Origin of the sequence: Hansschlegelia quercus (assembly GCF_004310425.1) — a bacterium.
In the GTDB taxonomy this organism is placed as follows: Bacteria; Pseudomonadota; Alphaproteobacteria; order Rhizobiales; family Methylopilaceae; genus Methylopila; species Methylopila quercus.
On record NZ_SIUB01000007.1, the window covers coordinates 130,636 to 157,350 of the forward strand.

The following is a 26,715-nucleotide window of genomic DNA, read 5'->3' on the forward strand; positions in this document are numbered from 1 at the left end:
CGACGAGCGCCGCGGCGAGACCGCGGGCAGTATGGTTCGGGCGACCCATGCTTCGAGCGATGCCACCCCCGCGGCGCGCTGGCAAGCGCGTCATTGAGCGACATCCCCGGGCAAATCGCTGCGGGCCCGAAGTCTCGACGCCGCCTCGCGCGTTGAGCGGGGGCAGGCTAAAACAGGCCGCAATCCTTGGCCCGAACGGAGCAGCCTTCATGCCCGACGCTCTAGACCTTCTCGCCGCGCGCCGCTCGGTCCCCGCCAATGCGCTCGCGGAGCCGGCCCCGAGCCGGGAGGAGCTCGACCGCATGCTGACGGTGGCCGCCCGAGTGCCCGACCACGGCAAGCTGGCTCCCTGGCGTTTCATCGTGATCGAAGGCGAGGCGCGAGCGACGCTGGGGCAGCGCCTCGCCGAGGTGATGAAGGCCGTCGGCCCGGACATGCCGGCCGCGAAGATCGAGCAACAGGCGACCGCGTTCTCTCAGTCCGCGCTGGTCGTCGCGGTCGTCAGCCGCGCGGCTCCCCACGTAAAAATTCCGGAATGGGAGCAGGTGCTCTCGGCGGGCGCGGTCTGCATGAACCTGTCCATCGCCGCAAACGCGCTCGGTTATGGCGCGCAGTGGATTACGGGCTGGGCGGCTTACGAGAAGCGCGCGCTGGAGGTTCTCGGCCTCGAGCAGGGCGAGCGGCTGGCCGGCTTCATCCACATAGGAACGCCGACCGAGCGCTGGCCCGATCGCCCGCGCCCGGCGCTTGAGGACATCGTCACGCGCTGGAGCGCATAAGATGTTCTACGAGCCCGCGCGCGGCCATGGCCTGCCTCATGATCCCTTCAAGGCCATCGTCGCCCCGCGGCCCATCGGCTGGATCTCGACTCATGACGGGCAAGGCCGCGTCAATCTCGCTCCCTACAGCTTCTTCAACGGCGTCTGCGCCGATCCGCCTTGCGTGATGTTCTCGTCTGAAGGCCGGAAGGACTCCGTCTCCTTCGCGGCGCTCACGGGCGAGTTCGTCTGCAACTTCGCAAGCGTCGCCCTCAAGGACGCGATGAACGCGAGCGCGGCCCCTTTGCCGCGCGGCGAGAGCGAGTTCGAGGCGGCCGGGCTGGAGATGGCGCCGTGCAGGATCGTTGGCGCGCCCCGCGTAGCGGCGGCCCCGGCGACGCTTGAATGCAAGGTGCTGAACGTCACCGAGCTTATCGGACTCGACGGCATGAGGCTCGACCGCTTCGTCGTGACCGGGCAGGTCGTCGGCGTCCACATCGACGAGGAATTCCTGGTCGACGGACTGTTCGACACCGGGAGCGCCGGCGCGCTCGCGCGCTGCGGCTATCGCAACTACGCCGCCGTGTTCGAGACCTTCGAGATGAACCGGCCCGGCCAGTAGGCCTCACCCGCCGAAGACGTCTCTCAGCACGCGCGCCTGCTCGGAGCCATCCGAGAACTTGGCCGTGAAGCCGTCGCGGCGCGCCTCTTCCGCTTCGCGCCGAAGCGCCGCCGCGTCGGCGCTGGAGAACAGCGCGTCGATCGCGGGAACGCCCGCCGCGGCGGCCGCCGCAAGCGTAAGGCTGCGGGCGGTCGCGCAGGGGGCGATCCACGCGCCGTCGGCGGTTCGTGCGAGCCGCGCGCCGATGTCTCGCGCGAAGGCCTCTCCGTTCCAGCCTATGGCGTCGAGGCGGGGCGAACAGCCGGCGAGCGACGAGACCGCGAGAAGGCCAACCCCTGAGGCGATCTCCGCAACGATGCGAAGCGCCCCGTCCTCCAGTCCCGTGCGGGCTTCGATCACGGCGAGCGAGGCCCCGAAGCGCTGAACATCGGCCGCGCCGACGCATCCGCCGATGATGAGTCCGGCGAGCGGAGTTGCCGTGGCCCGGCCGAGCTCCACCGCTCGGTCGACGTAGAGAAGCGGAGCGCCCGCGCAGTCGGCTACGGGCTCGTTCATGGAGATGATCGGCGTCGCGCCAAGAAAGGCCGGGATCATCCTGTCGCCCAAAGCATTAACGCGCCGTTTACCATAAGCACGCCAAAATTCGGTGAGGTCGCCCAGAAGTCGGCCACGGCGAAGAGCGTCTTGGCATGCAGTTGATCACCCCGGCGGACGCTGGAAGCCGTGTCACCGCGGCGCTCAAAAGCGCGGCGGAGGCGACTGGCGCCAGCTTCGACTATCTGCTCCAGACGGCCAAGCGCGAATCCTCCCTCAACGCGACGGCCAAGGCTCCGACCTCCTCGGCCCGCGGCCTGTTCCAGTTCGTAGACCAGACCTGGCTTCAGGTGCTCAAGGAGGACGGTCCGTCGCTCGGCTTCGCCGACGAGGCGGCCGACGTGACGCGCACGTCCTCCGGCAAGTATGTCGTCGCCGATCCGAAGCGCCGCGCCGAACTGCTGGCGCTCCGCGACGACCCGACGGCCTCCGCGATGCTCGCCGGCGCCTTCACCAAGAACAACGCTGAGAAGCTGCAGTCCGCGCTCGGACGCGAGGCGACGAGCGGAGAGCTCTACGCCGCGCATTTCCTCGGCGCGAAGGGCGCGGTCGAGCTGGTCTCGCTGGCTTACGCCGCGCCGGAGGCGAGCGCCGCGCGCGCCTTCCCGGCGCAGGCCGCCGCCAACCGCGCGATCTTCTACGACCGGGGCAGGGCGCTCAGCGCCTCAGAGGTCTATAGCAAGATCACCTCGGCCCATGAGGCCGCCGCCGCCGTCAACTCGGCCACCGCGGCGACGACCACGCTTGCCCTTCAGGCGGTGCAGGAGGAGGCGGACGCCGTCCGCTTCAACAACGGCGTCGAAAACGATTCCGAGCCCTTCCACTCGCTGTTCAAGACGGGACGAAGGTCGCCGGTCGCGAACTACGTCTCCGAGACCTGGTCCGCTTTCGGCCAGGACGCTCCGAACGGCGTCGCCTCCGCCGCGACGTCGCCGACGGTCGCGGCTGCGACGACGGCCGAATTCACGCGGCCGAGGAGCGCCGTCGCCCAGGCGCAGACCGCGCATGCCAGCGTTGCGGCCACCACCCGGCGCGCCGACAGGGCCACGACGGTCACGAACGCAGACGCATCGCCGATCGAGGCCGCTACCTTCCGCAAGGCGGAGCTTCGCCTGCCTGACGTCTCCTCCTCGCCCGATTTCACGACAACCCGGACCGCCCGCCGATGATCGTCGAACGCTACCTCGAATGGGCGGCGAGCGCCCCCGCGCATCTGCGGGCGGAGGCTGCAGGCGCGCTGGCGCGCTCCTATCTCCATGGCGGGCTCGAGCAGCCGGTGCGGCGCGATCTCGGGGAAGCGCTGCTGCGCTGCCTCGACGATCCTGCGTTCGAGGTTCGGCTCGTCATCGCCCGGACCTTCGCGTCGTCGGCCAATGCTCCCCACCCGATCATCCTGGCGCTTGCGCAGGACGTCGCCGAGATCGCGCTGCCGGTGCTCACTCGCTCGCCGGTGCTCGCCGATTTCGAACTCGTCGACCTTGCGGCGCTCGGCGGCGCAAATGCGCAATGCGCGATCGCCAGCCGGGCGCGCGTATCGGCGCCGGTCGCCGCCGCGCTCGGCGAAATCGGCTCCGCCTCAGCCTGCGAGGCGCTGATGCGCAATGGCGGCGCGACCCTTACGCTGTTCACGGTGCAGCGCATCGCCGAGCGCCATGGCGGCGACGCGGGCGTGCGGAACGCGCTTCTGGCGCGCGACGACCTAACCCCAGAACTGCGGCAGACCGTGATGCGCGCGTTCGCGCTGTCGCTGTCGAGCTTCGTCGCAGAGCGCGGCTGGCTTGGCGCCGATCGGGCGTGCCGCGCCGCCGAGGATGCGTGCGACCGCGGCGCGATCGTCATCGCGGCCGAAGCGAGAGATGCGCGCGACTTCGTCCTGCACCTCGCCAATCGCGGCGAGTTCTCGCCGAGCCTTGCTCTGCGCGCCTTGCTGTCGGGCCGCCAGAGCCTGTTCGAGGCATCGCTCTCCGCGCTGTCCGGCCAGGATCCGAAGCGCGTCGCCGGCTTCGTCCGCGCCTTCGAGGGACGCGGCTTCGAAGCGCTCTACCGCGACGCCGGGTTCCCCGCGAGCGCCCTGCCTGTGTTCCGCGCCGCGCTTTCCGCGGCGCGCGAGATCGGCTTCGTCGACGACGAGAGCGGGCGCTCCGAGCTGTCGCGGCGGATGGTGGAGCGGGCGCTGACCGCCTGCGAGGGAACCGACCTCGAGGCGCAGCCGCTGTTCGCGCTGCTGCGCAGGTTTTCCGCGGAGGCCGCGCGCGAGGAGGCGCGGCGAGCGATCCCGGCCCCGCCCTTCTCCCGAGCGGCCTGAGAGTCAGGCCGGCAGAGCTCGCTCGCGCATGACCGCGAGCCGGTCCACGAGCGCGAGGCCGATGCTGTCGTCAGGCTCCCGCACGTTCTGTCGGACCACGGCGCGGATCGACTCGACGTGGAAGTCGATCAGTGGCGTCGGATCGGAGATCTCCGACTTACGCTCGAGAACGATGCAGAGGCCGTCGGCGATCAGGCCGGCGATCGGGAACCCGAAGGTCGCCGCCTGGCCACGCAGATCATGCGCCGAACGGTAGAAGCGGTCCGCGGCGGCGTCAGACGGCGCGGAGGCGAGCGTGCGGCGCGCCTCCTCCAGCCGGTCGAGCTCTTTGGTCATCCACGCGTCGAACTCCTGCGAAAGGAGCTTGAGCGCATTTTCCGCGCGCGAGATCACTGTGCGGTCGCCGCCGTCATCCGTGCGCGCGCGCTTAGCGGAGCGCTCCTTCAGCCTGTTCGGCGGACGCAGCACCATATGATCGTCAAAGACCTGGATGGGAACAGGCTCCAGGCTTTCACGCGTCAGGGGCTCTTTAGGTCCAGACATTCTTGCCACTCTTACGATACCGCGCCGTCGCGCAGCCGCAGCGACCCGGAATCGGCGACGATCCCTGTTTCAGACTGGCGACGCTCCGGACCCGCATAGACGGCGTTGATGTTCCGGCGTCTGTCGGGACCGAAATAGTCCCTCGTCTTGATGAAGGCCCGCGGGTTCAGCACGCAGTTCAGCAGCCGCTGGTGCAGCGACTTCGCGGAGATCGGCTTGCACAGAAACTCGGTCACGCCGGCGTCGCGAGCGCGCATCACCTTGCTCTTCTCGGAATGGCCGGTGAGCATGATGATCGGCACGAATGGGTTCACGGCGCTGTCCGGCCGGCGGATCATGCTGGTGAGCTCGATCCCGTCGAAGATCGGCATCGACCAGTCCACGATGATGATGTCGGGCAGATGGGTCGTAAACATCTCGAGCCCGGCGGCTCCGTCTTCCGCCTCGTAGACCTCGCGCGCGCCGAAGCCGTGCAGAAGGGTGCGGACGATGCGGCGCATATGCGCGTTGTCGTCCACCACCAGGAATCGGAGCTTTGAGAAGTCGACGCGCATCATCCTTGGGACAGGATGATGGAACGTCGTTAACGGGCCGTTTGCGCGCTCACCAGCCGAACTGTTCGGCGAGAATGCGCTCGTCCAGCCCATGCCCCGGATCGTGCAGCATCGTGAGGGAAGTTTTTCGGTCCAGCGCGATCTCGACGCGGCGCACGTCGCGGAACTCGGTGTTGTCGGCTACCGCCGCGACAGGCCGCTTCTCATATTCCAGCACGTCGATCGCGACGGCTGCGCGATCCGGCAGCAGCGCGCCGCGCCAGCGGCGCGGGCGGAAGGGCGAGATCGGCGTCAAAGCGAGCAGCGGACTAGCCAGCGGCAGAAGCGGGCCGTGGGCGGAGAGGTTGTAGGCGGTCGAGCCTGTCGGCGTCGCGACGAGCACGCCGTCGCAGGCGAGCTCCGGCAGCCTCACGGTGCCGTCCACCTCGATGCGCAGCTTGGCGGCCTGGAAGGTCTGGCGCCAGAGTTGGACCTCGTTGATGGCCTTGGCGACGTGAACGCGCCCGTCCCGGTCGCGGGCGCGCATCGTAAGCGGATGGATCACCGTGCGTTCGGCGGCGTGCAGGCGCTCGATCAGTTCGTCGGCGCGATACTCGTTCATCAGGAAGCCGACGGAGCCGCGGTTCATGCCGTAAATCGGCAGGCTGAGGCCCATCACGTCGTGGAGCGTCTGCAGCATCATGCCGTCGCCGCCAAGCGCCACGACGACGTCCGCGCCAGAAAGCGGCGCGTCGCCATAGCGGGCGACAAGCTCGGCGCGCGCAGCGACCGCGTCGTCAGCCGCGCTCGCGACGAAGGCGACGCGCTTGAACCGTGTTCCGCTCATTCCACCATCCGCCCGCCGCGGCCTGCAGCGCCGCGTGCTTTACACGCGCTTGCGCCGCCGCGTCCATCTAACACGCGCCTGAGGCTCAGAGGGCCGGATTCCACATGGCGGGGACGAACTCGAAGCCCGAGCCGCGCCGCGCGATATGGCCGACGGCGGGGAAGGGGAAGTGGTAGCCGGCCACCAGCAATCGGTCGACGGCGACCATGTCGAGCATCCTCCGGCGGGTGGCCTCCGCCAGCTCCGGATCCATGTCGAAGACCGCGTGCCAGCCCGGATTGCGGACGAACAGAGCCGGGTGGTTGGTTGTGTCCGACCAGACGATCAGCTGCTCGCCATTGGAGGACAGCCGGAAAGCCGTATGCCCTGGCGTGTGCCCCGGCGCCGCGATCGCGGTGATGCCAGGCGCGATCTCCGCATTGGGGCCGTACCGCCGGACCTCCTTCGCGATCGGCGAGAAGACGCGCCGCGCCATCTTGAAGACGGGTAGGGCGCTCTCCGCAGCGCGGCTCATCTGGCCGTCATCCATCCAGAACGCCCATTCGGCTTCCGGCACGACCACCTCGGCGTTCGGGAAGGCCAGCGCGCCATCCTTGAAGCGAATGCCGCCGATGTGGTCGGAGTGAAAATGCGAGACGAGGACGGTGTCGACCGCGCGGGGGTCAACGCCTGCGGCCGACAGGTTCTCCATCAACTGGCCGGCCGTGGGCGCCATGAAGCCGCCGGTGCCGGCGTCGATCAGGATGATGCGCGACCCGGTGTTGACGATCAGCGGCGTGAAGGGGATCGGCAGCTTGCCGTCCTCGGCGAGGAAGACGTCGGAAAGCGCCTGCTTCACGGCATCGAGCGGCGCGTTCTTTACGAAGCCCGCCTCAAGCGGCCGCATCGCGACGCCGTCGGTCAACGCCGTCACCTCGATCTCGCCGACTGTGTAGCGATAGACGCCTGGAGCCTGCCGCCCGGCGGCGGGCGCCGCCGCCTTGGCCGGGCGGGTGACGCCGGCGCCTGCGGCTGCTCCCGCGGCTGCTGCGAGGATGGTTCGGCGGGACATGGCGTTCATCGTCTCGTCAGTCTCCGTCCTCGTCCGACGACGACGGGATAGGCCAGCCGGGCGGCGCGGGCAATCGATCTGGATCGTCCGCGGCTCAATCATGCGTGACGCCGCGACAGCCGCGCAGCGCGCCACGTTATGGCGCGGCGGGCGGATCGGGACAGGGTTTTGGAGCGTCAGGAGGCGTGATCGAAGCCGAAGACGTGGCTCTTCACGATATCGCCGGCGACCGCCTCCGCGTGACGCGCGACTTCCGGCAATCCCATGAGCTCCCCGACGGTTCCGCGGGCGAGCGGCCCTGCGACCCACAGCGTCGGAGAAGGCCGGCCATCGGCGCCGATCGCCCGGCTGCGCTCGTCCACCGCCAGGCCGAGGCCGAACGGATCCAGACCGACGAGACCGGCTTTCGCGAGCCTGGAGACCAGCGGATCGTCCTCCACCAGCGCGCGATGCGCTGGGCCGGTGGCGAGCGCCACGATGTCGAAGCGTTCCACGCGAACGCCGCCGCGCCGAAGCCTGAGCGCGACTTCGATCCCGTCCTCACCGCCGTGAGCTGAAATCGGCTCGCCGACCAGCACGGTCAGGCTGCCGTCTTCGATCCGCCGCTCGACGACGGCCTCGATCTGCGGCGCGACGCGGAAGCGGTGGACGTCCCAGAACGGACGGAGACGCTTCACGAGCTTCGCCCGTTCGCGCTTCGGCAGGGCCGCCCAGATCTGCGGACCCTGATTGCGCACGACGTCGAGCACGTGCTGCCAGGGACGCTTTTCGGCCGCGGCGGCGACGACCGTCATGCGGATGCGGCGCAGCAGCGAGAGCGCCGTCTTGCTCGGGGGCTCGACGAAGGTCCCGAATTCACCTGCGACATCGGTGTGCCCGCGCGAGAGCAAGCCCCGCCGCGAGACCGCGATGATCGGTCCCCGATGGCCGCGCGCATCGAGCGAAGCCACGATATCCGCCATGGTGAGGCCGGTGCCGACGATCAGAACGCGCGCATCGGGCTGAACGGCGTCAAAGACCGAATGAGCCTGAGTATCCCGCAGCAGGCGCGGATCGTCCGCGATCTCCTTTAGGGCCGGGGGTAGAGTCGGGGCCGGATGGGTGGCCGCAAGCGCGACATAGTCTGCGACGACCGTCGAGCCGTCGGCGAGCTCGACCGTCGTGCGTCCGTCAGCGCCGGGCAGGATGTCCACGACCCGCGTGCAAAGGTGCTCGATCTCGCCGGAGAGCAGAAACGGCTCCAGCGTCTCGGCGACGTAGCGGCCGAACACCGCCCTGGCCGGAAATGCGCGCCCGTCGGGCAGCAGAGCCGCAGGATCGTCCCGCAACACGCCGTCAGCCCGGAGCCAGCGGTCGAAATTGCAGGGGTCGGACTGCACGAGGCTCATGCGTGAGGCCGGCACGTTGATGCGCTGGGCGGGTTCGAGCGTCGAATAGGCGACGCCGCCGCCGATCTGTGTGCGCGGTTCGATGACGACGATCCGGAACTGGCCAGGCGCCCGGCGCGCGATCTGATGCGCGACCGCGGCCCCGGTGAACCCGCCGCCGACGATCGCGATGGTCTTCGCGCTATCCTCGCGGCGTCCGTCGCGGAAGGGGCCGGCGGGCGCGTTCACGACTGGGCGACCCTCAGCGCCGGGCGGGCGTCGTTCGCGATCGTCTCGCCGAACGGGCCCATGTTCACGGTCGTCGCCTGGACCTGCGTCGTCTCGCTCAGCGGCAGCAGTGGGAAGACGAGCTCGGCGAACCGATAGGCCTCCTCGAGGTGCGGGTAGCCGGACAGGATGAAGGTGTCGACGCCGACTTCCATGTACTCCTTCATCCGGGCCGCGACCGTTTCCGGGTCGCCGACGAGCGCCGTGCCGGCGCCGCCGCGGACGAGCCCCACGCCCGCCCAGAGATTGGGGCTCACCTCGAGCTTGTCGCGCCGTCCGCCATGGAGCGCGGCCATGCGTTGCTGGCCGACCGAATCCATGCGGGCATAGACCTTCTGCGCCGCGGCGATGGTCTCGTCGTCGAGATGGCTGATCAGCTTGTCGGCGGCGGCCCAAGCCTCCTCGTTCGTCTCGCGAACGATGACGTGCAGACGTATGCCGAAGCTCACCTTTCGGCCTGCGGCTTCGGCGAGAGCGCGCACCCCGGCGAGCTTCTCGGCGACGGCGGCCGGCGGTTCGCCCCAAGTGAGGTACTTGTCGATCGTGTTGGCCGCGACCTCGCTCGCGGCTGGCGACGAGCCGCCAAAGTAGAGCGGCGGGCCGTTCTCCTGATGCGAGGGGAACAGCAGGCGACCGTCCTCGATCCGGATGTGCTCGCCTTCATAATGCACGGTCTCGCCGGCGAGCAGGCGCTTGTAGACGTCGAGGAACTCGCGCGTCACGGCGTAGCGCTGGTCGTGGTCGAGGAAAATGCCGTCGCCGGCGTTCTCCGCAGGATCGCCGCCGGTGACCACGTTGATCAGCAGCCGCCCGCCGGAAATCCGGTCGAGGGTCGCGGTCATACGGGCTGCGAGCGTCGGGGACTGCAGTCCCGGCCGGACGGCCACAAGATAGCGCAGCCGCTGCGTCAGCGGCGCAAGCGCGGATGCGACCACCCAGCTGTCTTCGCAGGAGCGGCCGGTCGGCAGCAGAACGCCGTAATAGCCGAGCCTGTCGGCCGCCTGAGCGACCTGCTGGAGATAAGGCAGGTCGACGGCGCGGCCGCCCTTGGTCGTGCCGAGATAGCTGCCGTCGCCATGCGTCGGCAGGAACCAGAGGACGTTCGCCTTCTCGGCTGCGATAGACTGATCGGTCACTGGGACACCTCCGCTAGCGCGTCGGACACGGTGATCGGCTTCGGGATGAGCTTTAGCTCGAGGAAGGTGTCGGCGACCTTCTGCTGCTGAGCCGCGACCTCTTTGGTGACGGGGCCGACGCCGAGGCTCGCGCGGGCGAGCGCCTTCTCGAGCAGCGGCGCGGGAATCCCCACGGCCGGCGACAGCTCGGCGGCGGCGGCCTTCGGATCCTTGGTCACCCAGTCCTCCACGCTGCGAAGCTCAGTCAGCAGGACGCGGATGATGTCGGCGTTCTTCTCGACATAGCTCCGGTCGGACAGCAGGAACTGATAGTTCGTGACCAGGCCTTCGCCGTCGGTCAGCACACGCGCGCCAGCGACCTCCGCCGCGGCATAATAGGGGTCCCATACGGACCACGCGTCGACCGAGCCGTTCTGGAACGCGGCGCGTGCGTCGGACGGCGCGAGATAGGCTGGCTTGATGTCGCTATAGGACACGCCGCCCTTCTCGAGCGCCTTGACCAGCAAATAGTGGGAGTTCGAGCCCTTAGCGACGGCGATGGTCTTGCCCTTGAGGTCGGCGAGCGACTTGATCGGGCTGTTCGCCGGAACGAGCACGGCCTCGCCCTTGGCCGAGGGCGGATCGTTCGCGACATAGACGAGCTTGGGGTTGGCGACCTGCGCGAAGATCGGCGGCGCTTCCCCGGTCGTGCCGAAGTCGACCGCGCCGGCGTTGATCGCTTCGAGCAGCGGCGGGCCGAACTGGAACTCCGCCCATCTCACGTCGACGCCGAGCGGCTTCAGCTTCGCTTCGAGCGTGCCCTTGCCCTTGAGCAGGATCAGCGCGCCGTATTTCTGATAGCCGATCCTGATCGTGCGGTCGGCGGCGTCAGCCGCGGTCGCAGCGCCGAGGCCGGCGATGAATAGCGCCGCCGCGAGAAGTCTTGTGGGTCGGGCGAAGGCGTTGCCGGTCATTGATGTCGGTCCCCTAGAGCGGCGCGCGGCCGGTTTATTTGCAAATTCGATTGATCAGGCGGCGTGGACGCGCCGCTCGAGCGCTGTCGCAGCTTCGCCGACGAGGCGGTCGAGCCGGGCGAGCACGGTCTCGTTCGTGACGCGGCCGTCGACGATGTCGCGGTCGACCACGAAGACGGCGGTCGGCAGGGTCGCAGCGTCGAAGGAGGCGAACAGCGGACGCATCTGGTGCTCCACCGCGAGCGCGTGACGGTCGCTGCCCCCGGTCGCGAGCAGCGCGACCGGGCAGCCGGTCAGCGCGCGGTAGTCCACGAGGTCGATCAGGTGCTTGAAGAACCCAGAGTAGGAGCCCTTGTAGATCGGCGATCCGGCGACGATCAGGTCGGCGTTCTCGATCGCGAGCAGCGCGTTCTCCAGTGTCGGGCTGACGGCCGGGCGGGCGTAAGTGAGGCCGAGGTCGGCGGCCAGTTCGGCGACGTCGACGATGGTCAGGCTGGCGGCGCTTCGGCTCTGAATTCGGCGGGCGACGTCCTCGACGAGCCGACGCGTGCCGGAGGGCCTCGACAGGCTACCGGTGACGGCGACGATCTTGCGCTGGCTCACGCGACGGACTCCTTAAGCGCGTCTTCCGATGCCCCGTTTCCGAAAAGCTGATCGAGGATCGCGCCTTCGAGGCGCGCGATCTCAGGCGAGCCTCGCCGTCGCGGGCGGGGCAGGTCGACGGCGATGTCGAGGGCGATCGCCCCATTCTCGATGAGGATGACGCGGTCGGCGAGCGCCAGCGCCTCGGAGACGTCGTGGGTTACGAGAACGGCGGTAAAGCCCTGTTCACGCCAGACGCGTTCGAGCAGCGCCTGCATCTCGATGCGGGTCAGCGCGTCGAGCGCGCCGAGCGGCTCGTCGAGCGCGAGCAGCCGCGGGCGGCTGACGAGCGCACGGGCGAGCGCCACGCGCTGCTTCTGCCCGCCTGACAGCACGGACGGCCACTCGCCGGCTCGATCGGCGAGCCCGACCTCGGCGAGCGCGGCCCGCGCTGCCTCACGAGCGTCGGCCTTGGTCTTGCCACCGGGTACGCCGACGCGGACGTTGTCGACGATTCGCGCCCAGGGCAGCAGCCGCGGCTCCTGGAACATGATGCGCGCCTCGTCGCCCCGTGCGGCCGCGACAACGCCCGCGCTCGGGCTTTCGAGGCCGACGATCGTGCGCAGCAGCGTGCTCTTGCCGCAGCCGCTGCGGCCGACGACCGCCAAGAACTGGCCGGCAGGAATTTCGAGGTCGATGCCGCTCAGGACGGGCTTCGCGCCGAACGATTTGGCGAGCCCGCGCAGGGCGACCGGCGCGCCGCCGCGGGCATGGACCGTGCGAACCGCCGACGCCGCGCTCGGCGAAAAGGCGAAGCCCGACAGGGCATGGTCTGTCATGGTCTTTGTCTTTCAGCGGGAAACGTAGGCCGGGTGCCAGGACAGCGTGGCGCGCTCCAGCAGCTTCGCGCCGGAATCCGCGAGCTTGCCGAGAGCCGCGTAGATCAGGATCGCGAGGACAACGACGTCGACCAGCATGAACTCGCGCGCGTTCATCGCCATGTAGCCGAGGCCTGAGGAGGCCGAGATCGTCTCGGCGACGATCAGCGTGAGCCACATGATGCCGAGCGCGTAACGCAGACCGACGAAGATCGAGGGCAGGGCGCCCGGCAGCACCACCTTGGCGAACAAGGTCGCGGGCGACATGCCATAGGCGCGGCCCATCTCGACCAACTGGTCGTCGACGGTGCGGACCCCGTGCAGCGTGTTGAGGTAGATCGGGAAGAAGACGCCGAGCGCGACGAGAAAGATCTTCGCGGTCTCGTCGATCCCGAACCAGAGGATGACGAGCGGGATCATCGCGAGATGCGGGATGGTGCGGATCATCTGCAGGCTCGGGTCGGTCAGCCGCTCCGAGAGCTTCGAGGCGCCGTTCGCAAGACCAAGGGCGAAGCCGATGCCGCCGCCGATCGCGAGGCCGGTGAGCGCCCGCCACGTGCTGATCCAGATGTTCGCCCACAGCTCGCCGGACAGCGCGAGCCGCCAGCCGGCGGCCACCACCTGGGTCGGCGCCGGCAGAACCGATTGCGAGATCTCGCCCGCGCTCGCCAGCACCTGCCACAGCACGATAAGCCCGGCGGGGATCAGGAAAGGCAGAACCGATTTCAGTTCGAGCCGCATGTCGTCTCCGCGGATTTACGTTTCCGCGGCGGAGCCGCCCGCGCGCTCGGGGGTCGAGCGATCGAACGGCTGCCGCCGCGGAGATCATTAATACATCTATTCTATAGACTGATGTCAACATCCCGTCACGTGCTGGCGCGCGGCCTCCGAATCCGCCAAGCGTGAAGGGGCCGGGACAGCCGGCTGCTCAATCGCGGAGTCTGGCGTGTCGGATGTCTCGCAGCCCGGCCCTCAAGTCGCGGGGGCTTCGATCACGGCGAAGCGGCTGGCGAGCGGGATGCTGGGCTACGCCTCCGGCCTGCCGCTGCTGCTGGTCGGCGGCACGTTCGCGTTCTGGCTGAGGGAAGCAGGGGTCAGCCTGCAGGTGATCGGGCTCCTCTCCTGGGCGAGCATCGCGTACAGCTTGAAGTTCCTCGTCGCGCCCTTGATGGACGCGTACGCGCTCGGATTTTTCGGGCGCCTTGTCGGCCGACGCAGAGCCTGGATCCTGCTCGCGCAGACCGGCGTGACTGTGGGCCTCGCGCTGATGGCGTTCGGCGACCCGGCCGCGAACCTGACGCTCGCGGCGCTCGCCTGTTTCCTCACCGCGGGGGCCTCGGCGAGCCAGGACGCGGCCGTCGACGGCTGGCGCGTGGAGGTCGCCGGGACGGAAGAGCAGGGCCTGCTCGTCGCGGCTTATCAGCTCGGCTACCGGCTCGCCATGCTGACCGCCGGCGCCGGCGCGCTCTACATCGCCCAGGGCTTTGGATGGGTCGGCGCCTATTCCACGATGGCCGCTATTATGGCGGTTGTGGCGCTCGTCACTGCGACGCTGGTTCCAAAGACCCCGCGCGACGGTGAGCCCAACGACGCCGCCGCGCGCGAGGGGGCGCTCGCCGCGCCGGTCAAGGACCTCGTCGCGCTGGTCAAGACGACGCCGATCGCGACGCTCGCGATGATTGGCCTTTACCGGGTGCCGGACCAGCTCGCGAACGTCATGTCGTCGCCGCTCTACAAGGACCTCGGCTTCACCAACGTCGAGATCGCCAACGTCACCAAGGTGTTCGGCGTCGTGCTCGGGATCGCAGGCGCTTTCCTCGGCGGCTTCCTGCTCACGCGGCTGAGGCCGAAGACGGTGCTGATCATCGGCATCATCGCCTCCGCGGCCACGAACCTGTTCTACAGCGCGCTCGCGAGCGCCGGGCACAGCATCGCCTGGCTCACAGCCACGATCGGCTTCGACAACGTCGCCTCGGCGATCGCGGGGACGGCGCTGATCGCTTTCATGTCTAAGCTCGCCGCTTCGGAATTCTCCGCGACGCGGTATGCCGTGCTGAGCTCGATCTACGCGCTCCCCGGCCATCTGCTCGCCGGCGGCTCGGGGTTCGTCGCGAGCGCGACAGGCTTTCAGCTGTACTTCGTGCTGACCTTCATCTCGGGTCTTCCTGCCCTGTTGTTATGCCTTGCGATGCGGGATGAGGGCGCCGGCGATCAGCGCCAGCCAGCTCAAGATCATGAGCGAGCCGCCGAAGGGGGCGACGGGCAGGGGGCTTGAGCCGAGCCAAACCCTGAGCAGCAGGTCGCCGCAGAACATCAGCGTCCCGATTGCGAGGCCCCAGCAGGCGACCGACGCGATCCGTCCGAGGCCGAGCGCAGGGATGGCGGCCGAAAGGCCTGCGAGCGCCGCGGCGTGGATCATCAAAAAGGTCGAGGCGGTGAGCAGACGCGGGTCGTCGACCCTGTGCGCCGCGACGGCGCCCGCGGCCACGCCTGCGGCGCCGTAGAGGCCTGCGATCGCGAGGAGGAGGCGAGGGGAGCGAAGGGTCATATGGATCGGTCCTGCACGCAGAACGTCGATGTCAGCCTCAGAGCGGCGCACATGCGGCCTCCAGCCAGACGCGCGTGTCGGCGTCCGCCAACGGTCCGATCTCCGCCAGCACCCGCGCGTGATAGCGGTCAAGCCACGCCCGCTCATCGGCCGTAAGCATGCCGACCTCGATCGCCCGGCGGTCGATCGGCGCGAGCGTCAGCGTCTCGAAGCCGTACATCTCACGCTCCGCCCCCGGAATCGCGCGCCGCTCGACCAGCACCAGCGTCTCGGTGCGGATGCCGAAGGCGCCCTCGCGGTAATAGCCGGGCTCGTTTGACAGGATCATGCCGGGCTCGAGCGCAACGGTCCCAAGCTTCGAAATGCGCTGGGGACCTTCGTGCACCGAGAGATAGGAGCCGACGCCGTGGCCGGTCCCGTGGTCGAAATCCGCGCCGGCCTCCCAGAGCGGACGCCGTGCGAAGCCGTCGATCTGCGCGCCGCTGACGCCCTTCGGAAAGACGGCAGTCGAGATCGCGATATGACCCCGCAACACGCGCGTAAAACGGTCGCGCATCTCCGGCGTCGCTTCGCCGACCAAGACGGTGCGGGTCACGTCGGTCGTGCCGTCTTCGTATTGCGCGCCGGAATCGATGAGAAACAGGCCGGGCGTGAGCTTGCGGTTGGTTGCCGTCGTGACGCGGTAATGCGGCAAAGCGGCGTTGGGGCCGGCGGCGGAGATCGAAGGGAAGGACACATCCTTGAGCTTGCCCGTCTCACGGCGAAAGGTTTCGAGCGCCTCGGCCGCGCCGATCTCGTCGAGCGCGCCTTTCGGCGCTTCCGCGTCGAGCCAGCACAGGAAGCGGCAAAGCGCGGCGCCGTCGCGCAGATGAGCGGCACGCGCCCCGGCGATCTCGGCCTCGTTCTTCCGCGCTTTCAGCTTCGCGATCGGATCCGGACCCAACTGGATGGTCGCGCCCGATTCCTCCAGCGCGCGGGCGAAGGAGATCGCGGCGGCGGCTGGGTCCAGCCTCACCGTCACTTCTGCCTCGCCAAGCGTGGCGAGCGCCGCGGTGAGGGCGCCAGGCTCCGCAATCTCCGCTGTCTCGGACAAGGCGTTTCGCACGACGTTCGAGAGCTTGCGGCCATCCATGAATACGAACGAGCGCCCCTCCGCGGGAACGATCGCGAAGCCGAGCGGGAGCGGCGTATGCGCGACGTCGCCGCCGCGGATGTTGAAGGTCCAGGCCAGGCAATGAGCGTCGGTGATCAGCAGCGCGTCGGCCTTCGCTTTCGCGAGTTCCGCCTGGACGCGCGCGAGCTTCGACGCCGCGCTCTCGCCCGCCAAAGCGTCGTCATGGAGCACGACCGGAGCGAGAGGCGGGGCGGGGCGATCGGTCCACAGCGCGTCGATCGGGTTCTCGTCAAGCGCGACCAGTTCGGCGCCCGCGGCTTCAGCCGCTTTTGCGAAGCGCTCGAACCCCTCGACGGTGTGGAGACGTGGGTCGTAGCCGATGCGCTCGCCCTCGCGCGCATGCGCCTTCAGCCATTCCGATGGCGATTTGTCGATCACGTTGACCGTCGCGAAAACCGCCGGGTCGATCTGCGCGCGAGCCTGCACGGTGTACCGGCCGTCGACGAAAACCGCAGCCTCTTCAGCGAGAACCACGACGAAGCCGAACGAGCCCGTGAACCCGGTCAGCCAGGCGAGCCGTTCTGCGGACGGCGGCAGATACTCGTTCTGATGCTCGTCGGCGCGCGGCAGCAGGAAGCCGTCGAGGCCCTGCGTCTTCAGCGCCGCCCGAAGTGCTGCGAGGCGCGGAGCGCCCTGGGACGGATCGGCGGTTTCATCGAATGACTGAAAACGCGCTTCGAACATCGTAGCGATCGACCTCGTCGCTCGCGCCCCGGCGTTGAGCCGGAACCGAGAAGCAGAAGGGTTAGCAGGATTGTCCGCGGCGCTCAGCACGAACATTCGCTCTGGGCCCGGCTCAAGGCCGGGACGTAAGCACGGAGTTTAGCCTCCTCACCCCGCCAGCGTCAGCGTCGACCAACCTTCCAGGCGCTTGGCGTCGACGACCTTCAGCCCCTGCGCGGCGTAGGCGGCGACAACCCGGTCCTCTTCCTCGTTCATGAGGCCGGAGAGGATGACCGCGCCGTCGGGCGCGAGATGGGCCTTCACGTCGCCGGAGAGCTCGACCAGCGGTCCTGCAAGAATGTTCGCGACGATCAGGTCGAACGGCCCGCGCTCCGCGAAGATCGGATGGTCGAAGCTGGTCGCGTGAATCGATTGCACGAATTCGCCCGCGCCGTTCGCCTCCGCGTTTTCCTGCGCGATGCGAGCGGAGACCTCGTCGATATCGGTCGCGAGCACCGGGCCCTGCTGCGCAAGGCCGATCGCGATCGCGAGCACGCCCGTGCCGGAGCCGAGATCGAGCACGCGCTCGAACCGCCGCTTGGATATCAACTCGTCGATCGCGAGCAGGCAGCCGCGGGTCGTGCCGTGATGTCCGGTGCCGAAGGCGAGCGCGGCCTCGATCTCGATGCCGATGACGTCGGCTGGGATCTTGTCGCGGTCATGCGCGCCATGGACCACGAAGCGGCCTGCGGGCACGGGGTCAAGGCCGGCGAGGCTCTTCGCCACCCAATCCGCCTCGTCGATCGCGCCAGGCTCCAGCCGAAGCCCTGCGCTTTCCGGTCCCAGCGCCTCGCGCATGGCGGCGGCGAGTTCGTCGGTCGAGAGCTCGGGCGATCCGTAGACCTCGACCGACCACGCGTCCTTGCCCGTCTCAAAGGCCGAGATCGAGGTCTCGCCGAAGGGAAACGCGTCCTCCAGCACGTCGACCACGCGCTTTGCGGTGGCCTCGTCGAGATGGAGGCGGATGACGGGGGTCTGGGTCACGAGCGCATTCCGGATCGGCTGACAGGCGGCCCGCTTACGCCGCCTGCACGAAGCCGTCCAGCACCCGCTTGTGGCCCGCCTTGTCGAAGGCGACGGTCAGCTTGTTGCCGTCGACCTCAACCACCGTCCCGTTGCCGAACTTCTGGTGGAATACGCGCGCGCCTCGGCCGAAGCCGGCGGACTTCGCAGTCGATGACGCGACGAGTTCGCCCTCGATCGTCATCGGCCCGCCGCTTCTCGCGCCGGGGCCCGCGGTGGCGTGCGCGCGGTTTTCCTGCGCGCGCCGCCAGCCCGGCGTGTCGTAGGTCGAGTTGAACGGTTTCTGCTGGTCGAAGCGGCTCGCGCCGTAGGATCCGCCCATGCCGCCAAAAGATCCGCCGCCGTAGCTCGCCGGAGCCTCGATCACGTCGACGTCAGGCTCAGGAAGCTCGTCGAGGAAGCGCGAGGGGATCGAGGACTGCCACATGCCGTGAATGCGGCGGTTCGACGCGAACCAGACCTTGGCGCGCCGGCGCGCGCGCGTGAGGCCGACATAGGCCAGCCGCCGCTCTTCCTCGAGGCCTGCGCGGCCGCTTTCGTCGAGCGAGCGCTGGTGGGGAAACAGGCCTTCCTCCCATCCGGGCAGAAACACCGTGTCGTATTCCAGCCCCTTCGCCGCGTGCAGCGTCATGATTGTCACCGCGTCCTCGCCGCGGGCGCCGTCAACGTCCATCACCAGAGAGACGTGTTCGAGGAAGCCCCGCAAGTTCTCGAACTGCTCCATGGAGCGCACGAGCTCCTTGAGGTTCTCCAGCCGCCCTTGCGCCTCCGCCGTGCGGTCCTTCGCCCACATGTCCGTGTAGCCGCTCTCTTCGAGCACCATTTCGGCGAGCTCGGTGTGCCGCATTTTGTCGATGAGGCCGGTCCAGCGGTCGAAGGAGAGCACGAGGTCTTTCAGCGCTTGGCGCGCCTTGGCCTTTATCTCGCCGGCGTCGCACAGCCTGCGGGCGGCTTCAGGGAGCGTGACGCTATCCGCGCGAGCGCGCTCTATGATGAGCTTCACCGTCACGTCGCCAAGGCCGCGCTTCGGCGTGTTGACGATACGCTCGAAGGCGAGCGCGTCGGCCGGGCTCGCGATCACGCGCAGATAAGCCATCGCGTCGCGGATCTCCGCGCGCTCGTAGAAGCGCGGGCCGCCGACGACGCGGTAGTTCAGGCCAAGCGTGATGAAGCGCTCTTCGAACTCGCGCATCTGGAAAGAGGCGCGCACCAGAATGGCGATCTCGTCGAGCTTGTGGCCCTTGGAATGCAGCGCCTCGATCTCGTCGCCGATCGCGCGCGCCTCCTCGCCGGAATCCCAGCTGCCTGCGACCGTGACCTTCTCGCCGAGCTCGGTCTGGGGCCTCAAGGTCTTGCCCAGCCGGCCTTCGTTCTTCGCGATCAGATGCGAGGCGGCGTTGAGGATATGGCCGGTCGAGCGGTAGTTGCGCTCCAGCCGCACGATCTTCGCGCCGGGGAAGTCGCGGTCGAACTTCAGGATGTTCTCGACCTCGGCGCCGCGCCAGCCATAGATCGACTGGTCGTCGTCGCCGACGCAGGCGAGGTTCTTCGAGCCCTGCGCGAGCAGCCGCAGCCAGAGATACTGCGCGGTGTTGGTGTCCTGATACTCGTCGACCAGCATGTAGCGGAAGCGACGGTGATACTGCTCCAGCACGTCCTTGTGCTCGCGGAAAAGCCGGATAGGCTCCAGTAGAAGATCGCCGAAGTCGACCGCGTTCAGCTGGCGGAGCCGCGCCTGATACATCGCGTAGAGCTCCGCGCCGCGGCCGGCCGCGAAGCTCTGCGCCTCGCCGACCGGCACCTCTTTCGGAGAGAGCGCGCGGTTCTTCCAGCCGTCGATCGCGAACGCCAGCTGGCGCGCCGGCCAGCGCTTGTCGTCGATGTTTTCCGCCGCCAGCACCTGCTTGATCAGGCGGATCTGGTCGTCGGTGTCGAGGATCGTGAAGTTCGAATGGAGGCCCGCGAGCTCGGCGTGTCGGCGCAGGATGCGCGTGCCGATCGAATGGAAGGTGCCGAGCCACTGCATGCCCTCGGCCGCCTGCCCCAGCAGCTTGCCGACGCGTTCGCGCATCTCGCGCGCGGCCTTATTGGTGAAGGTGACGGCGAGGATCTCGAAAGGCCGCGCTTTGCCCAGCGCGAGGATGTGGGCGATCCGCGTCGTCAGCACGCGCGTCTTGCCTGTGCCGGCGCCGGCGAGCACCAGCAGCGGCCCGTCGAGCGTCTCGACCGCCTCGCGCTGCTCAGGGTTCAGCCCAGCGAGGTAATCGGCGTCGGCTTTGCGCAGGGCGGCCGAAGCGCGCGCGGCGATGCCGCCGGGCCGTGGAGCGGGAACGTCGTGGTCGAAGGGGTCGCTGTAGTCGATCAAGAGTTCGGGCGCTCCAGAAGCTTTCCGCGCGGCGGGCGTCCGGGGAGCCGCGACTCGCGCGGCCCCAAAATGGCGCCGCTGCCGCCGAATTGCGAGCGTAGGGGCCCCGAGCGGCCCATCAGTCGGTCAACGACGGTGGATCGCTCGGCGCTCTCTCAGCTCTTGCTCATCGAGACGCGACGGCCAAGCCAGTCGAGCGCCGCGGCCGCCGGTCGACAACGTGCGACCGTCTCTTCGATCCGCGCGCGGACGTCGTCGGGAAATGGCGTGACCTTCCGCGTCTCGACCGATACCGAAAGCGCATTGCCCTCGATCGAGCTGACAAGAGCGCCGTCGCTACGCACCAACTCCACGGCCCAGATCACGCGCTTTGCGTCGCTTTCCACCAGCATCACGCGGCCGCGGATTTCGTCATCGATCGTCATCTCGCGGAGGTAGCGGATGTGGACGTCGCCGGCGAAGGTCGTCATGCCGCGCCCATCGACATAGTCCGCGCCCTTGATCGGGACGAACGCCATCTCGAGCGCGCGGTCGGCGAGCACGAGGTGGTAGGCCATGTTGACGTGGCCGTTATGGTCGAGGAACGCAGGCTCGATCGGGAGAGGCGGCGAGACGAAAACAGCGTCGTTCAATCGGCAGGCTCCCGATGGAGGCGGCTCTCGAATGGCGCGAGGCCGCGATACGCTTATCGGAGAAGATGATTCCGCTCCGGGCGTGCGACCGTATAGTGACGGGGCGCGGCGGGCGACGGGCCTGTCCGCCGAAGTGATGGCCGGCTGAACTCGTGAACAACACCCTGACCGGGCTCGGTCTTGCTCTCGTCCTTGCGCTTTTTGCTGCGCTCATCGGTCCGCTCTTCGTGGACTGGAGCGCCTATCGCGATGACTTCGCGCGCGAGGCGGGCAGGCTGATCGGCGCGCCGGCCAAGGTCGCTGGCGACGTCGAGGTTCGACTGCTGCCGACACCCTATGCCCGGTTCCACGGATTGTCGGCGGGCGACGGCAAGCGTCGGCTCGCGGTCGACGAGGTCGAGATCGAACTCGCCTTCGCGGCGCTGTTGAAGGGCGAGTTCAAGGCCGAGCGCCTGCTCCTGCGCCGCCCGAAGCTCGAGATCGAGATCAACGCCGACGGCGCCGTGGCGACGCCGTTCACCGCCAAGCGTGCGGCAGGGGACGCCGACCGCATCTCGTTCGACCGTGCGGAGATCGAGGGCGGCGCGATCGTCATCTCAGCGCCGTCGGGACGCTACCAACTCCACGACATTTCGGGCGTCGCCGAGGCCGCATCGCTCAACGGTCCGCTTCGCTTCGACGGCGCCGGCAGTCTCTCGGGCGCGCGCTCGGCGCTTCGCCTGTCGACATCCCGCGTCGAGGCCGGCGGTTCGCTGCGGTTCAAGCTCGAGGTCGCAGCGGAGGGTCGCCCGGAGACGGTCACGCTCGACGGCGCGCTCACCTCTGGTCCGCGGCCGACCTTCGACGGGGCGGTCGCGATCGTGCGGCCCGCCGGCCGGGACCCTCAGGGCAGCGATCCATGGCGCGCGACGGCCGCCCTCAAAGGCGACGCCCGTCGGCTCGCGATCGAAACGCTCGACATCGTTTACGGGCCCGACGATCGCGCCGCGCGGCTGTCCGGAAGGGGGGCGCTGCTGCTCGGTGGCGCCCCGAGCTTCGATCTCGCGCTCGAAGGCCGCCAGGTCGATATCGATCGTCTCGCCGAGTCGTCCGAGCCGACGCCGGGCGGCCGCATTGCGACGCTTGGCCCCCGCCTTGCGGGTCTGACGCGACCTCCCTTCGGCGGGCGACTGGCGATCGATCTCGGAGCGATCGTGATCGGCGGCGATCTCGCGCAGGACGTCTCCGCCGTCCTGCTAGCTCGAAAGGACGGCTGGCGGATCGAGCGGCTCTCCGCGGCGTTGCCCGGCGGAGCAAAGGCCAGCCTCTCCGGAGCCGTAGCCTTCGGCGGAGGAGGGCCAGGGTTTGCCGGGCCCGTCGATCTAGACGTCGCGGACTTCGCAGGACTGCGCCGTTGGATCGCCGGCGGAGCCCGCGTCGCCGCGGGCCCTGCACGCCGCATCTCGCTGAAGGGCGACGTCACCGCGCGGATCGACGCCGTGACGATCGACAACGCAGATCTCACCGTCGACGGGGCCGGCTCGCGAGGGCGGCTTGCATGGCGGTCTGCGGAGGATACTCGAGGGCGCCCGGCGATCGAGGCGGCGCTCGCCTCCGATCGTCTCGACCTCGACGCGCTCGGGATCGATCGCGCGGTCTTCGACGGCCTCAAGGGCGGCGACTTCGACCTGGCGCTCACGCTCGACGCGCGTTCGCTCGTCTTCGGCGGAGTAGGGATGTCGGGCGTCGCGCTGGAGGGGCTCGTCGACTCGCGCGCCCTTACGCTGAAGCGCCTGAACGTTGCGGACGCCGAAGGCGCATCGGTCTCCGGCGCAGGCCGTCTGGCGCTCGGCGATGGCGCTGGCGACGGCGAACTCAAGCTGTCGGCTGCGGCGAAGAGCGCGGCTCCGCTCGCAGCCCTCGTCCGAGCCGTCGGCGCATCGGAGGCGGTCGCCGCAGGGATCGAGACGCGCGGCGAGGCCCTCGCGCCCTTCCGCTTGGCGATCGAACTCACGACGGATTCCGGCGGGGCGAAGCTCGCCGTCAAGGGAGACGCGGCGGGCGGGACGCTCGATCTCGCGGCGTCCTCCGCCGAGATTTCCCTCAACGCAGATGCGGCTTTGCAAGCGACCCTCGCGACGCCGGATGGCGCGCGGCTCGCCACGCTCGCGGGATTTTCGGTCAGCCCGCTCGCCGCGGCGCCGGGCGGCTCACTCTCGATCTCGCTGCGTGGTTCTCCAGCCAAAGGCATGGCGGGGAAGACGCGCATGACCGCGCTCGGCCTCGATCTCGGCTTCCAGGGCGACATGGCCTATGCGGCTGACGCCGGCGCGCGGGCCGATGGCGTTGTCACCCTGAAGGGCGACGACCTCGTGATTTTTGCGGAAGCGATCGGCCGCGTGACGCCGGGAGTTCTGCCGCCGACGCCTGCTGCGCTTACCGCGAAGCTCAAGACCGATGGCGACGAAACGCGCCTCGACGCGATCTCGGGCACGATCAGCGGGCGCAGGGTCGCGGGCGCGCTCTCGGTTCCCGCCGACGCGCGCAAGGGCTTCTCCGGCGACCTGTCGTTCGACCGCGGTTCGCTCTCCGAACTCGCGGCGCTTGCCTTCGGGCCCGATGCGCTTGGCCAGTCGGCGGACCGCAGATCGCTGTGGCCGTCCGCCGCCTTCGGTCCTTCGCCGCTTCGTGGGCTGACGGGCCGAGTGAACATGGCGCTCGGCGAAGCCGATCTGACCGCGAACCGAATCGCCCGCGACGTCAGGTTCGCGCTTGTCGCCAAGCCCAATGGCCTCGCTCTCGAAAATCTCTCAGCTGACGTCGAAGGCGGGCGTCTGACCGGCGTCGCGTCGGTCGGCCGGCAGAACGCCGACGCTTCGGTCACCCTCGACGTCGCCCTCAAGGGCGCGCGCGCCGAGCAGGTCGTCGGCGCGCCGTCGCCGCTGAAAGGGGAGATCGAGATCGCGTTGCAGGCGCAGGCAACGGGTCGCAGCATCGCCGGGCTCATCGCGTCGCTGAACGGCGCTGGCTCGGCCACGATCGCGAAAGGCGCGATCGCTGGCTTCGACCCCGCGGCGATCGCCCGGATCGAGCCTCAGGTCGAGGCGGGGCTCGCGCTCGATGCATCGCGAATCGCCGAGGCGGTCGAGCGCGGGCTCGGCTCCGGCGATCTTCCTCTGGCGCGGGCGACGCTGCCCTTCACCATCGCCGCCGGATCGCTGCGGTCTGGCGCGCTGAAGGCCGAAAGCAGCGTGGCGCGGCTCGATGGCGGCGCGACGCTCGACCTGCCGCGGCTCTGGCTCGACGCCGATCTCATGCTCGCCGCGCCCTCTCGCGACGCGCCGCAGGTCGGCGTCTCCTTCGAGGGCCCGCTGTCCGGCCCGCGGCGGCGCGTCGACGCCACCGGACTCGTGAATTGGCTGTCGGTGCGAGCCGTCGAGCGGGAGACCAAGCGCATCGAGGCCATGGAGGCGGAGATGCGCGATCGCGCCCGTATCGCGCGCGAAAAGGCGGATGCCGCCCGAGCCGCAAAGGCCGAGGAGGCGCGCAAGCGCGCGGAGGCCGAGAAGAGGGCGGACGCCGAGCGCAGGAAACAGGAGGCGGAGACGAAGGCGCTGCTCGACGCCCTGCCACAACCCGCCTCGAAGCCGGATCAGCCGCAGAGCGTCCCTCCGGCCGTGAGGGGCGATGCGCCTCAAACGCGGCCGGAGCCCGCGCTCCCGCTACCGATGGTGATCAGCCCGCTGTCGCGCTGATCAGATCCCGGAGACGCTGAGCGCGGCTCCCGCCTTGCTGCGGTAATGGTCGAGCACGAAAAGACGCACGGCGGACGACAGATTGCCGCCGCGTCGGCCGGAATCGATCTCCGCCACGAGCCCGCGTAACGACTGCCGCCGCTCTTTCGCGATGTCCTTGAGCGCCGTCCAGAAAGCATCCTCGAGGCTGACGCTGGTCTTGTGACCGGCCACCACGATCGAACGCTTGACGATGTCGGGCGTCGGCTCGGCCGCTGCTCCGGTCGCGCGTCCTCCAAGGATTCCCTGAACGACCACACCTTCCGCGCCTTGCGACGGTACGGTCAGCAAAGTCCCTTCGGACGTCGCGCCAGCGACGTCGATCTCTATTCCAGTGTTGATCATTTCGCGTTGCCCCCGCTATCGCGACAATGTCCGTCCAACCGCCGCTCCTCGAGGGCGCGACGGGCAGCCTCTGCACGCTTGTCCTTTTTCGAGACGCCGAAAGCGAGGCGGTTGTCCGCCGCCTGCTTTTCCGACGCCGCCCGCACGCGCTCTTTGCGCGCCCGGCGGAGATTGACGATCTCGTCCATGAGCTCGGTCATACACGCCTGCGCCGTAAAAATCGAGCGGCCGACGATATGTCGCGCCCGTCGCTCAGCCCGGAGTGATCATCTGCTCCGGACGAACGACGCGGTCAAATTCCTCGGCGGTGACGAAGCCGAGTTTGACCGCCTCCTCGCGCAGAGTCGTGCCGTTCTTGTGAGCGGTTTTCGCGACCTTGGTGGCGTTGTCGTAGCCGATCGTCGGCGCGAGCGCGGTGACCAGCATCAGCGAACGGCTCATCAGGTCGGCGATGCGCGTTTCATCGGCCTCGATGCCGACCACGCAATTGTCAGCAAAGCTGACGGCCGCGTCCGCGATCAGCCGGATCGACTGCAGCATCGCGTAGGCCAGCACCGGCTTGTAGACGTTGAGCTCGAAATGGCCCTGGCTTCCCGCAAAGGTGACGGTCGCCTGGTTCCCGAACACCTGGGCGCAGACCATCGTCAGCGCCTCGCATTGCGTCGGATTGACCTTGCCCGGCATGATCGAAGAGCCCGGCTCGTTCTCCGGCAGCTTCAATTCGCCGAGGCCCGAGCGCGGGCCGGAGCCGAGCAGGCGGATGTCGTTCGCGATCTTGAACAGGCCGGTCGCCACCGCATTCAGCGCGCCGTGCGCATAGACATAGGCGTCGTGGGCCGCGAGCGCCTCGAACTTGTTCGGCGCGGTGACGAAGGGAAGGCCGGTGATCTCGGCGACCCTCGCGGCGAAGCCCTCGGCGAATCCGACCTTGGCGTTGATCCCTGTGCCGACCGCCGTGCCGCCCTGCGCAAGCGGGAAGAGGTGCTGCAGCCCTTCTTTGACTCGCACGACGCCGAAGTGAACCTGGGCGACGTAGCCGGAAAACTCCTGGCCGAGCGTCAGCGGCGTCGCGTCCTGAGTATGCGTGCGGCCGATCTTGATGATGTGCTCGAAGGCCTTGGCCTTGTCGTCGAGCGCTTTCTCGAGATGTTCGAGCGCGGGGATCAGCCGGTTCACGATCTCTTCGGCGGCGGCGATATGCATCGCGGTCGGAAAGGTGTCGTTCGACGACTGGCTCATGTTGACGTGATCGTTCGGATGGATCGGCTTCTTGGAGCCCATCTCGCCGCCGAGCGTCTCGATCGCGAGGTTCGATACGACTTCGTTCGCGTTCATGTTCGACTGGGTGCCAGAACCCGTCTGCCAGACGACGAGCGGGAAGTGGTCGTCGAGCTCGCCGTCGATCACGGCTTGAGCGGCTGCGGCGATCGGGTCGGCCAGCTCGGGCTTGAGCACGCCGAGATCCTTGTTCGCCTGCGCCGCCGACTGCTTGATGATGCCGAGCGCGCGGATCAGCGGCTTCGGCATGGTCTCGCCGCCGATCTTGAAGTTCTGCAGCGAACGCTGGGTCTGCGCGCCCCAATAGCGGTCGGCTGGCACCTCGAGGGCGCCGAAGCTGTCGGTTTCCGTGCGGGTCGCGGTCATGTCAGGGCTCTCGCGGTCTGAGACAGGCGCG

25 protein-coding genes are annotated in these 26,715 nt (G+C 68.7%); 6 read left to right on the forward strand and 19 right to left on the reverse strand.

The features are described 5' to 3' along the window. Positions 1-209: 209 nt before the first annotated feature. Positions 210-779, forward strand: a complete 570-nt coding sequence (locus tag EYR15_RS14080) for a nitroreductase family protein (RefSeq protein ID WP_131004196.1) — start codon at positions 210-212, stop codon at positions 777-779. 1 nt (position 780) lies between these two features. Then, positions 781-1,380 (forward strand): flavin reductase family protein, encoded by a 600-nt coding sequence (locus EYR15_RS14085; RefSeq protein WP_131004197.1) that lies wholly within the window; start codon positions 781-783, stop codon positions 1,378-1,380. Positions 1,381-1,383: 3 nt separating this feature from the next. On the opposite strand, the gene EYR15_RS14090 is transcribed toward EYR15_RS14085, so the two are convergent. Further along, on the reverse strand, positions 1,384-1,935 hold the full coding sequence (locus EYR15_RS14090; RefSeq protein WP_165455508.1) for an aldolase/citrate lyase family protein: 552 nt from the start codon (positions 1,933-1,935) through the stop codon (positions 1,384-1,386). A gap of 134 nt (positions 1,936-2,069) precedes the next feature. Between EYR15_RS14090 and EYR15_RS14095 the strand changes: the two genes are divergently transcribed. Both EYR15_RS14095 and EYR15_RS14100 read left to right on the forward strand, forming a co-directional pair. Beyond that, entirely contained in the window at positions 2,070-3,143 is a 1,074-nt protein-coding gene (locus EYR15_RS14095; protein WP_205741655.1) for a lytic transglycosylase domain-containing protein, read from the forward strand. After that, positions 3,140-4,279 carry a DUF2336 domain-containing protein gene (locus EYR15_RS14100; RefSeq protein ID WP_131004199.1) on the forward strand — a complete coding sequence of 380 codons (1,140 nt, stop codon included), beginning with the start codon at positions 3,140-3,142 and terminating at the stop codon, positions 4,277-4,279. Before EYR15_RS14095 ends, EYR15_RS14100 begins: the two co-directional genes overlap by 4 nt. 3 nt (positions 4,280-4,282) lie before the next feature. Here EYR15_RS14100 and EYR15_RS14105 read toward each other — a convergent pair whose 3' ends face one another. The 10 genes from EYR15_RS14105 to ssuC form a co-directional block, all read right to left on the reverse strand. Next, positions 4,283-4,822, reverse strand: a complete 540-nt coding sequence (locus EYR15_RS14105) for a hypothetical protein (protein ID WP_131004200.1) — start codon at positions 4,820-4,822, stop codon at positions 4,283-4,285. 11 nt (positions 4,823-4,833) lie between these two features. Further along, entirely contained in the window at positions 4,834-5,379 is a 546-nt protein-coding gene (locus tag EYR15_RS14110; protein ID WP_131004201.1) for a response regulator, read from the reverse strand. Between the two features lie 46 nt (positions 5,380-5,425). Beyond that, positions 5,426-6,202 (reverse strand): NAD kinase, encoded by a 777-nt coding sequence (locus EYR15_RS14115; RefSeq protein WP_131004202.1) that lies wholly within the window; start codon positions 6,200-6,202, stop codon positions 5,426-5,428. An 85-nt stretch (positions 6,203-6,287) separates the two neighbouring features. Continuing rightward, positions 6,288-7,253, reverse strand: coding sequence for an MBL fold metallo-hydrolase (locus EYR15_RS14120; protein ID WP_342635548.1), 966 nt, complete (start codon positions 7,251-7,253; stop codon positions 6,288-6,290). 176 nt (positions 7,254-7,429) lie between these two features. After that, positions 7,430-8,869, reverse strand: coding sequence for an FAD/NAD(P)-binding protein (locus EYR15_RS14125; protein WP_131004204.1), 1,440 nt, complete (start codon positions 8,867-8,869; stop codon positions 7,430-7,432). Then, positions 8,866-10,044 (reverse strand): FMNH2-dependent alkanesulfonate monooxygenase, encoded by a 1,179-nt coding sequence (gene ssuD / locus EYR15_RS14130; protein ID WP_131004205.1) that lies wholly within the window; start codon positions 10,042-10,044, stop codon positions 8,866-8,868. The genes EYR15_RS14125 and ssuD overlap by 4 nt, the downstream gene beginning before the upstream one ends. Beyond that, a complete protein-coding gene (locus EYR15_RS14135) occupies positions 10,041-10,997 on the reverse strand; it encodes a sulfonate ABC transporter substrate-binding protein (RefSeq protein ID WP_131004206.1) in 957 nt (318 codons plus the stop codon). The genes ssuD and EYR15_RS14135 overlap by 4 nt, the downstream gene beginning before the upstream one ends. A 54-nt stretch (positions 10,998-11,051) precedes the next feature. Next, positions 11,052-11,600: an NAD(P)H-dependent oxidoreductase gene (locus EYR15_RS14140; protein ID WP_131004207.1), complete on the reverse strand. Its 549-nt coding sequence runs from the start codon at positions 11,598-11,600 to the stop codon at positions 11,052-11,054. Then, complete coding sequence (locus EYR15_RS14145; RefSeq protein WP_131004208.1) at positions 11,597-12,418, reverse strand: ATP-binding cassette domain-containing protein; 822 nt, start codon at positions 12,416-12,418, stop codon at positions 11,597-11,599. The genes EYR15_RS14140 and EYR15_RS14145 overlap by 4 nt, the downstream gene beginning before the upstream one ends. Before the next feature lie 12 nt (positions 12,419-12,430). Continuing rightward, entirely contained in the window at positions 12,431-13,198 is a 768-nt protein-coding gene (ssuC, locus tag EYR15_RS14150; RefSeq protein WP_131004209.1) for an aliphatic sulfonate ABC transporter permease SsuC, read from the reverse strand. A gap of 205 nt (positions 13,199-13,403) precedes the next feature. On the opposite strand from ssuC, the gene EYR15_RS14155 reads away from it, so the two are divergent. Beyond that, entirely contained in the window at positions 13,404-14,732 is a 1,329-nt protein-coding gene (locus tag EYR15_RS14155) for an AmpG family muropeptide MFS transporter (RefSeq protein ID WP_245498330.1), read from the forward strand. Here the strand turns inward: EYR15_RS14155 and EYR15_RS14160 are convergent. The 5 genes from EYR15_RS14160 to EYR15_RS14180 form a co-directional block, all read right to left on the reverse strand. Then, positions 14,634-15,005 (reverse strand): DUF423 domain-containing protein, encoded by a 372-nt coding sequence (locus tag EYR15_RS14160; protein WP_131004210.1) that lies wholly within the window; start codon positions 15,003-15,005, stop codon positions 14,634-14,636. The two genes, EYR15_RS14155 and EYR15_RS14160, sit on opposite strands and share 99 nt — an antisense overlap. Positions 15,006-15,042: 37 nt before the next feature. Further along, positions 15,043-16,863: an aminopeptidase P family protein gene (locus EYR15_RS14165; protein WP_131004211.1), complete on the reverse strand. Its 1,821-nt coding sequence runs from the start codon at positions 16,861-16,863 to the stop codon at positions 15,043-15,045. Between the two features lie 147 nt (positions 16,864-17,010). Next, positions 17,011-17,886, reverse strand: coding sequence for a 50S ribosomal protein L11 methyltransferase (locus EYR15_RS14170; RefSeq protein ID WP_131004212.1), 876 nt, complete (start codon positions 17,884-17,886; stop codon positions 17,011-17,013). A 34-nt stretch (positions 17,887-17,920) separates the two neighbouring features. Then, complete coding sequence (locus EYR15_RS14175; protein WP_131004213.1) at positions 17,921-20,290, reverse strand: ATP-dependent helicase; 2,370 nt, start codon at positions 20,288-20,290, stop codon at positions 17,921-17,923. Positions 20,291-20,445: 155 nt separating this feature from the next. Next, positions 20,446-20,922, reverse strand: a complete 477-nt coding sequence (locus EYR15_RS14180) for a thioesterase family protein (RefSeq protein WP_131004214.1) — start codon at positions 20,920-20,922, stop codon at positions 20,446-20,448. A 152-nt stretch (positions 20,923-21,074) separates the two neighbouring features. Here EYR15_RS14180 and EYR15_RS14185 point away from each other — a divergent pair, with 152 nt between their 5' ends. After that, positions 21,075-24,656: an AsmA family protein gene (locus EYR15_RS14185; protein WP_131004215.1), complete on the forward strand. Its 3,582-nt coding sequence runs from the start codon at positions 21,075-21,077 to the stop codon at positions 24,654-24,656. On the opposite strand, the gene EYR15_RS17205 is transcribed toward EYR15_RS14185, so the two are convergent. The 3 genes from EYR15_RS17205 to fumC all read right to left on the reverse strand — a co-directional run bounded on the left by EYR15_RS17205 (position 24,657) and on the right by fumC (position 26,684). Further along, positions 24,657-24,890, reverse strand: a complete 234-nt coding sequence (locus EYR15_RS17205; protein ID WP_245498334.1) for a ribbon-helix-helix domain-containing protein — start codon at positions 24,888-24,890, stop codon at positions 24,657-24,659. A 146-nt stretch (positions 24,891-25,036) separates the two neighbouring features. Further along, complete coding sequence (locus EYR15_RS14195; protein ID WP_131004217.1) at positions 25,037-25,228, reverse strand: DUF4169 family protein; 192 nt, start codon at positions 25,226-25,228, stop codon at positions 25,037-25,039. Between the two features lie 64 nt (positions 25,229-25,292). Further along, entirely contained in the window at positions 25,293-26,684 is a 1,392-nt protein-coding gene (gene fumC, locus EYR15_RS14200) for a class II fumarate hydratase (protein ID WP_131004218.1), read from the reverse strand. Positions 26,685-26,715: the final 31 nt, after the last annotated feature.

Excerpts from the sequence above, each read along its gene's own strand:
- EYR15_RS14110 (WP_131004201.1), bottom strand. The coding sequence starts at position 5,379 with ATGATGCGCGTCGACTTCTCAAAGCTCCGATTCCTGGTGGTGGACGAC.
- fumC (WP_131004218.1), bottom strand. The coding sequence starts at position 26,684 with ATGACCGCGACCCGCACGGAAACCGACAGCTTCGGCGCCCTCGAGGTG.
- EYR15_RS14095 (WP_205741655.1), top strand. The coding sequence starts at position 2,070 with ATGCAGTTGATCACCCCGGCGGACGCTGGAAGCCGTGTCACCGCGGCG.
- EYR15_RS14195 (WP_131004217.1), bottom strand. The coding sequence starts at position 25,228 with ATGGACGAGATCGTCAATCTCCGCCGGGCGCGCAAAGAGCGCGTGCGG.
- EYR15_RS14085 (WP_131004197.1), top strand. The coding sequence starts at position 781 with ATGTTCTACGAGCCCGCGCGCGGCCATGGCCTGCCTCATGATCCCTTC.
- EYR15_RS14160 (WP_131004210.1), bottom strand. The coding sequence starts at position 15,005 with ATGACCCTTCGCTCCCCTCGCCTCCTCCTCGCGATCGCAGGCCTCTAC.
- EYR15_RS14145 (WP_131004208.1), bottom strand. The coding sequence starts at position 12,418 with ATGACAGACCATGCCCTGTCGGGCTTCGCCTTTTCGCCGAGCGCGGCG.
- EYR15_RS14120 (WP_342635548.1), bottom strand. The coding sequence starts at position 7,253 with ATGTCCCGCCGAACCATCCTCGCAGCAGCCGCGGGAGCAGCCGCAGGC.
- ssuC (WP_131004209.1), bottom strand. The coding sequence starts at position 13,198 with ATGCGGCTCGAACTGAAATCGGTTCTGCCTTTCCTGATCCCCGCCGGG.
- EYR15_RS14135 (WP_131004206.1), bottom strand. The coding sequence starts at position 10,997 with ATGACCGGCAACGCCTTCGCCCGACCCACAAGACTTCTCGCGGCGGCG.
- EYR15_RS14090 (WP_165455508.1), bottom strand. The coding sequence starts at position 1,935 with ATGAACGAGCCCGTAGCCGACTGCGCGGGCGCTCCGCTTCTCTACGTC.
- EYR15_RS14080 (WP_131004196.1), top strand. The coding sequence starts at position 210 with ATGCCCGACGCTCTAGACCTTCTCGCCGCGCGCCGCTCGGTCCCCGCC.
- EYR15_RS14100 (WP_131004199.1), top strand. The coding sequence starts at position 3,140 with ATGATCGTCGAACGCTACCTCGAATGGGCGGCGAGCGCCCCCGCGCAT.
- EYR15_RS14165 (WP_131004211.1), bottom strand. The coding sequence starts at position 16,863 with ATGTTCGAAGCGCGTTTTCAGTCATTCGATGAAACCGCCGATCCGTCC.
- EYR15_RS14105 (WP_131004200.1), bottom strand. The coding sequence starts at position 4,822 with ATGTCTGGACCTAAAGAGCCCCTGACGCGTGAAAGCCTGGAGCCTGTT.
- EYR15_RS14115 (WP_131004202.1), bottom strand. The coding sequence starts at position 6,202 with ATGAGCGGAACACGGTTCAAGCGCGTCGCCTTCGTCGCGAGCGCGGCT.